8 protein-coding genes are annotated in these 6292 nt (G+C 59.3%); 4 read left to right on the forward strand and 4 right to left on the reverse strand.

The genetic code is table 11. The features are described 5' to 3' along the window. The first annotated feature begins 28 nt into the window (after window positions 1–28). Window positions 29–682 (forward strand): ABC transporter ATP-binding protein, encoded by a 654-nt coding sequence (locus tag JQN68_RS10910; RefSeq protein WP_225072105.1) that lies wholly within the window; start codon window positions 29–31, stop codon window positions 680–682. After that, the gene (locus JQN68_RS10915; protein ID WP_225072104.1) at window positions 679–1476 is read left to right on the forward strand and encodes an ABC transporter permease; all 798 of its coding nucleotides are present in this window, start codon (window positions 679–681) and stop codon (window positions 1474–1476) included. The genes JQN68_RS10910 and JQN68_RS10915 overlap by 4 nt, the downstream gene beginning before the upstream one ends. A gap of 97 nt (window positions 1477–1573) precedes the next feature. Here the strand turns inward: JQN68_RS10915 and JQN68_RS10920 are convergent, their stop codons facing one another. From JQN68_RS10920 to JQN68_RS10930, 3 genes are all read right to left on the reverse strand, one after another. Next, window positions 1574–2845 (reverse strand): type II toxin-antitoxin system HipA family toxin, encoded by a 1272-nt coding sequence (locus JQN68_RS10920; protein ID WP_225072103.1) that lies wholly within the window; start codon window positions 2843–2845, stop codon window positions 1574–1576. 3 nt (window positions 2846–2848) lie between these two features. Further along, window positions 2849–3103, reverse strand: a complete 255-nt coding sequence (locus JQN68_RS10925) for a type II toxin-antitoxin system Y4mF family antitoxin (protein WP_225072102.1) — start codon at window positions 3101–3103, stop codon at window positions 2849–2851. Between the two features lie 257 nt (window positions 3104–3360). Continuing rightward, entirely contained in the window at window positions 3361–3870 is a 510-nt protein-coding gene (locus tag JQN68_RS10930) for a magnesium chelatase subunit ChlI family protein (protein WP_225072101.1), read from the reverse strand. An 86-nt stretch (window positions 3871–3956) separates the two neighbouring features. Between JQN68_RS10930 and JQN68_RS10935 the strand changes: the two genes are divergently transcribed. Beyond that, complete coding sequence (locus tag JQN68_RS10935; RefSeq protein ID WP_502799359.1) at window positions 3957–4295, forward strand: helix-turn-helix domain-containing protein; 339 nt, start codon at window positions 3957–3959, stop codon at window positions 4293–4295. A gap of 420 nt (window positions 4296–4715) precedes the next feature. Then, complete coding sequence (locus tag JQN68_RS10940) at window positions 4716–5984, forward strand: Fic family protein (RefSeq protein ID WP_249621186.1); 1269 nt, start codon at window positions 4716–4718, stop codon at window positions 5982–5984. A gap of 189 nt (window positions 5985–6173) precedes the next feature. Here the strand turns inward: JQN68_RS10940 and JQN68_RS10945 are convergent. After that, window positions 6174–6292: magnesium chelatase subunit ChlI family protein (locus tag JQN68_RS10945; protein WP_502799360.1), on the reverse strand; the 119-nt coding region annotated here is incomplete at its 5' end.

Here is a 6292-nt window from a genome sequence, read left to right on the forward strand (position 1 = left end):
ATCGAAACCATGACAGGGAGTTTTTTCATTGACCATACCGGCGATTGATATCGACAACCTCACCGTCAATATTGACGGAAACAGAATCCTCTCGGGCCTCTGCCTGCGTCTGCTGCCAGGGCGCAAGATGACCTTGGTCGGCCGTTCGGGCTGTGGCAAGTCGACACTGCTGCGCTGTCTGCTGGGTTTTGTCCCCGCCGCGGACGGCACCATCCGCATATTTGGCCGGGAACTTACCGCCGCTTCCATCTGGCAACTCCGCACCCGCATGGCGTATGTGGCCCAGGAACCCGAAATGGCGGCGGGCCGGGTACGCGACTTTCTGGAGCACCCTTTTACCTTCAGCAGCAACCGCCATCTGCGGAACAATCTGGCCGACGCGCCGACACTCCTGGATCGTCTCCTGCTGCCCCACACGCTGCTCGACAAGGAGATTTCGACCCTATCGGGAGGGGAGAAGCAGCGCATCGCACTGCTGTCGGCGCTGCTGCTCGACCGGGAGATCCTGCTTCTCGACGAGGCCTCCTCGGCCCTGGATCCGGCCGCCAAGCTGGCCGTCATCGAACTGCTGAAGGCCCGCGAAGCGCTGACCGTTCTGTCCGTATCCCATGATCAGGAGTGGATGGGTTGTTCCGATGAGCTTTTCGATCTTTCCAATACCCACGGGGAGTCCGCCTCATGAGCATTATCGATATCGGCGCCTGGCGCCTGGCCGCCGGGTATCTGCTTCTTGCCCTTCCGCTGGCCATCATCCTCTGGCTGCGACTGTCCATGTTGAGCCAGACCCTGGTTGCCGTAACCCGCATGACCCTGCAACTGCTTTTTGTGGGCTTCTACCTGCAAGTCATATTCGACCTGAACAGTCTCTGGGTGACGGGTGCCTGGGCCCTGGTCATGATCGGGGTTGCCGACCTTTCCATCGCCCGTGGCTGCCGCCTGCGCCTGAGCAGACTCGCCGGCGGGCTGTTTCTGGCTCTGCTTACCGGAACCCTGGTGCCGCTGCTGTTTTTCGTATTCCTGGTATTGGAGGGCTCGGCGGCCCTGGACGCCCAGTACCTTGTCCCGCTCTGCGGGATGATTCTCGGCAACTGCCTGCAGGCCGACATCATCGGCCTCCGCACTTTTTACGAGTCCCTGCGCCAGAATGAAAAAGCCTACCTCCTCTCTCTGGCCCAGGGCGCAAGCCTGAAGGAAGCCCTGCACCCTTTTGCCCGCGACGCCTGCCGGGCGGCGCTGGCCCCGACCGTGGCCAGTATTTCCACCATCGGCCTGGTTTCCCTGCCCGGCATGATGACCGGCGTGATTCTAGGCGGCGGCAATCCCATGACGGCCATCAAATACCAGATCGCCATCATGATCGCCATTTTTTCCGGCACCGCGTTGACCGTAATCCTCGCCATCCACCTCACTGCCTTCAACAACTTCACGCCCTGCGGCACCCTGGATCGAGGTCTCTTCCAAGCGCGCAAACCCTGAGCAACTCAGAAAGGCCAAAGACCAAAAGGGTGGGAAAATAACCTGCGCCAAGTGTTGCGCGGCGTCAAACGACCCTGATGAACTCTGCGAACCGGATTCAATTTGGTCGGCCGCCGAGAAAGGCCCAGGCCCGGCCGCTGCGACCGCGGATGACCTCCAGCATGGCGTTCATGGTCTCGGCGCAGCCGTAAAGCTCGGTGAATTCCACGGCAAGAGCTTCTGCCGTCTTTTCAATGGTCCGGGTCAGCCGTTCCAGTTCACCGAATATCGCCCGGGGTGCGATCTTCAATTCCTCGGCCAACTTTTCCCAGTGGCGGCGCTGCAACCGCTCCGGACGCCGCTCGCCGCCCAATCGCAAGGCCAGGCGCTGGTCGAGGTCTGGATAGACGGCGGTGCAAAGCAGATCGTAAAAAGGCGCCAGACGCACGCTTCCGTCTTCGCCGTAGAGCAGAGCGATGTTCTTGCCATGGGCATCAGCGTTGCCGACCAGGAAATTGAAACCGACCCACCGCAGCAGCTGTAGGCCGTCCACGGCCGGTGCCGCGCTGTGGTTTCGCAGAAGACGCCAGATGTCAGCGAGCGACGGCCCACCGCTCTCCTCGTACTTGAGGTTGGCCTCGACCCCCAGCGCCTGGCAGAAGTCCTCCTGGTGCAGGCGCTCGATGCGTCCCTGACTAGGGCGGCGGTCGAAGCGCTCCACCAGGTAAAAGCTTCGATCCCGGACCGCGTGCACCTGCGCCTTGGGCACGACCAGGCCCAGCTTGCCGGCCAGCTGTATGCAGAAGGCTTCGTTCACCACCGTGTGCGGCAGGGCGATGGCGGCACGGATCGGAGGCTTGAGGATATGGGTGGTGGCCAAGGTGCCGGTCGCCTTGTGAATGCCGGTTTCATCGACGTAGACCGGCACCTTGTTCTGCGCCCCGGCCAGGGAGAGGCGCACGCCCGTCTCTCCGGCCAGCAAGGCAGGGGGTGGAGAGGCGGAGACTAGGGCGTAGAGTTCATCTTCGCTAAGCCGCAGATAACGGCCTGCCATCAGTGGAGACTGGCCCGGCGGCAGCAGGCTGACCGCGCCGGCGCACTCCCCGCCCAGATCGACGAGCAGGCCGAAGACATCGCCGGTGCTACGGCCCAGACTGCGGGCGACGGCATTGAGAAAGTCCCCCTCCGGCAGCAGGTTGCCGAACCAGGTCCGGGTTTCTCCGTCGGCAAACGGCGTCGCGCGCAAAGGCAGCGAGAGGGACAGGGGGTGACTGGCGGGATCATCCAGCCAGTGCCGATGGTACCGAAAGGCGAGCCGTCCATTCTCCCGACTCAGCGTCCCGGCGTGGCGGAGCCCCAGAAAGACTTCAAGCTGCTCAGGGATTGCCATGGCCTATTCCCGCCAATCTTTTGAGGTGCGGGACTGGATAGAGAGGACCAAGCCAAGGCTGGACAGCAGTTGGAAAACCTTGCCGATCTCAGCGGTCGGCTTGCCCCGCTCGATTTCGCCGATGAGGCGCGGCCCCACCCCGGCCAGGGCCGAGAGGTCTTCCTGGGTAATCCCCTGCCCCTTTCGCTCCTGGCGGATCAGGGAGCCGAGCTGCTCCGGGCCAGAAATCTTCCCGTACGGTAATTTGCTTTCGTTCATAGCAGCTCCAGATAAGAAATCTTCCCTTTCGGTAAGAATAGACATGCATGAGGGAAAACACAAGAGATATCTTCCCGAACGGGAATCGGTTTTTACAGTAAGCTCCAGACAAAATTTCGGCCGCTGAAGGCGGTCTGTCCTTCAGCGGCCCTGGAACCCCAAAAAGAACGATCTAAAAATGTTCCGTCAATGGATGGCGATCTTCTTGTGGGCCTTCTGGGCTTCCGGCGATTTGGGCAGCGGGACAGCAAAGGTTTTCAGGCCTTCCGATCCAGACTCCGGTACTGAATCGCCTCGGCCAGATGGGGTTGGCGGATGCCGTCCTCGCCCGCCAGATCCGCGATGGTGCGGGCCACCTTGAGAATGCGGGCGTAGCTGCGCGCCGACATGCCGAGGCGGTCGACGACCATTTCCAACAGCTTTTCGCCGGCGGCGTCGGGACGGCAGAACTGTTTGATGTGGCGGGCCTGCATCTGGCTGTTGGTGTAGAGGCCGAAGGGTGCCAGACGGCGACGCTGGATCTCATGCACCGCCTCCACCCGAACGCGGATGGCGGAGGAGGGTTCGGCCGGTGTGCTGCCGGCCAATTCCTTGTGGGCCACCCGCGGCACCTCGACGTGCAGATCGATGCGGTCCAGCAGCGGCCCGGACAATCGGGAGCGATAGCGCTGGATCATGATCGGCGTGCAGGAACATTGGTGCAGGGAGTCGCCGAGATAGCCGCAGGGACAGGGATGCGTGCACCTTTTCCTACTTTTCTGAAGCATCCCAGCCCGCCCTCAAAATCGAAATTCCCCTGAAAATTCAAACTTTTCCAGAATTTTCCGGTGAACCCGTCACCCTTGGCGACCACCTGCGCCGTCGCCGACTTGAACTCGGACTGTATCAGAAAGATATCGCAGAGCAAATAGGTGTCACGGCCTCCACCATCTGGAACTGGGAGCACGGCTGGAGCATCGACTGGCGTTACCTTCCCCGGGTTATCAACTTCCTCGGGTTCAATCCCATCCCCTGCCCCGAAAATCCCCTGGAACAATTGGCCTGGTACAAGCAGGTCAACGGCTTAACATTCGAGGAACTTGGAACCGAGATGGGCCGCGACCCAGAGCAGCTGGCCGATTGGCTGAGCGGCAGGCATACCCCCTGTCGACGCAATCGGGAGGAGATTGAACAGTTTTTGGAGACTTCATGAATATACGCGGATCCTGTTTAAAATTTTTATCACTACTGTCCGGTTCAAAAATTGCATAATGCCGTAAGTTTCTGAGAATAATAGCTCTTTGACATAACTGACCCGTTTCCGATTTGAATTCGCCCCGTATCCTGCAAGGGTCTACCGGATTTCGGATAAAGGCCAGCCTTCGACAAAAAAACACCTGGAAAAGACTGCCGGGTTATCAGCCCAAGGCCCGGACAGCCTGCATCAACTCGGCGAGGGTGAGTTTCTGCTGGAGGGGTTTGACATAAAGCTAATCGGTGGAATCCAAAGATCGGCAGTAGCATCGGCAAAAAAAACCGTTAAATTGGGACTACCATTTTATTTTCTTTAAAATTATTATATAGTTAAACACCCTATTAGATCGGCACTAATTTCGGCAAAAAGGAAACGGCTATGACACTCGGAGCCCATTTGATGGAACCGCTTCTTCCCGACAAACGAGACGCCTTGGAAGACATGGCTCGAGAGGTAGTTGCCCAGTCCTCTGCTTTAGGCGGCCAGTTGCACCGGATCACCCAGGAAGCTGTTGCCGGCCTGTTGCGGATCGTCAATAGCTACTATTCCAACCTCATTGAGGGACACAGCACTCATCCGGTGGAAATCGAACGGGCCATGCAGCAGGAGTATTCCCGGGACCCCGCAAAAAGGGAACTTCAGCAGGAAAGTTTGGCCCATATCGCCTGCCAGAAAAAAATCGACAAGGCTCTCGGCGGGAAACCGAAATTCAGCCCGGCCTGTCGGGAATTCATCTGCTGGATTCACGAGGAGGTTTATAAAGAGCTGCCAGAAGAATTCAAGTGGGTGACCAATAAGGAGGGAACGGAACGTATTCGAGTTCATGGAGGCCAATTGCGGACCAGGGAAATCGAAGTGGGGAGGCATGTGGGCCCTCCTCACGAAACGGTCGGTTTGTTTCTCGATCGTTTCGAGGCCTTCTATGATCTTTCAAGACATCACGGCGTAACGCCCCTCATAGCCGCTGCCGCCGGCCATCACCGCCTCATGTGGATCCATCCCTTTCTGGACGGCAACGGCCGCACTGCAAGGCTGTTCACGGACGCCTACCTCAAGCAGATCCCTCTTGCCGGATACGGCCTGTGGAACATCAGCCGGGGCTTGGCGCGACGCCGGGACGACTATATGGCTGCCTTGAGTTTTGCCGATGCTCCCCGACGCAATGACCTGGACGGTCGCGGCACCCTGTCCCGGGAGGGATTGATCGCCTTCTGCCGGTTTTTCCTCGAAACATGCCTCGACCAAGTCAAGTATATGCGGGGCCTGCTTGATCTCGATGGACTAAGGGACCGGATCGGCGGGTATGTTCGCCTGCGCTCCGAGAAACTCATTCCTCCGCCAAGGCCGGGAGGCCATCCCTTGAAAGTGGAGGCGACTCACATGCTCGTGGAAGCCCTGACCAGGGGCGAGGCTCCCCGAGGCGACATGATTCGGGTTTCCGGCCTGGCCGAACGCACCGGGCGTCAGGTACTTTCCCAACTGCTCGAGGAAGGCCTGCTGATGTCCGACATGCCCAAAGGCCCGGTCCGACTGGGCCTGCCAATCCATTTTGCCGGATATCTGTTTCAGAATCTGTACCCCGGTCAGATCGAGCCGACCTTGGGGATCGGGACTGCAGAAGTGGAAGATGGTGGTTTGCGAATGTAATAACAGCGGAAAGGCAATGCAGCGTAGCTATCTCCGCAACCTACAGGCACTCCCTGCAATACGCCTCGGTGTTCGCTTCAACCGTGATGCTGGAGGCAGGGGCCATGTTCCTGGAGAGTATCAGTAAAACGGGGCACCCAGAGCAAGCACATTGAACAACGAGGCCAGAAGCATCGATATCGAATGTTTTCAGGCCTTCCGATCCAGACTCCGGTACTGAATCGCCTCGGCCAGGTGGGGCTGGCGGATGCCGTCCTCGCCCGCCAGATCCGCGATGGTGCGGGCCACCTTGAGAATGCGGGCGTAGC

This window comes from Desulfuromonas sp. CSMB_57 (assembly GCF_020194955.2).
Classification (GTDB): Bacteria; Desulfobacterota; Desulfuromonadia; order Desulfuromonadales; family Syntrophotaleaceae; genus JAFCIY02.

What these genes read in the sequence shown, in the direction of transcription:
- JQN68_RS10915 (WP_225072104.1), top strand. Translation starts at nt 679, where the DNA reads ATGAGCATTATCGATATCGGCGCCTGGCGCCTGGCCGCCGGGTATCTG.
- JQN68_RS10920 (WP_225072103.1), bottom strand. Translation starts at nt 2,845, where the DNA reads ATGGCAATCCCTGAGCAGCTTGAAGTCTTTCTGGGGCTCCGCCACGCC.
- JQN68_RS10925 (WP_225072102.1), bottom strand. Translation starts at nt 3,103, where the DNA reads ATGAACGAAAGCAAATTACCGTACGGGAAGATTTCTGGCCCGGAGCAG.
- JQN68_RS10930 (WP_225072101.1), bottom strand. Translation starts at nt 3,870, where the DNA reads ATGCTTCAGAAAAGTAGGAAAAGGTGCACGCATCCCTGTCCCTGCGGC.
- JQN68_RS10940 (WP_249621186.1), top strand. Translation starts at nt 4,716, where the DNA reads ATGACACTCGGAGCCCATTTGATGGAACCGCTTCTTCCCGACAAACGA.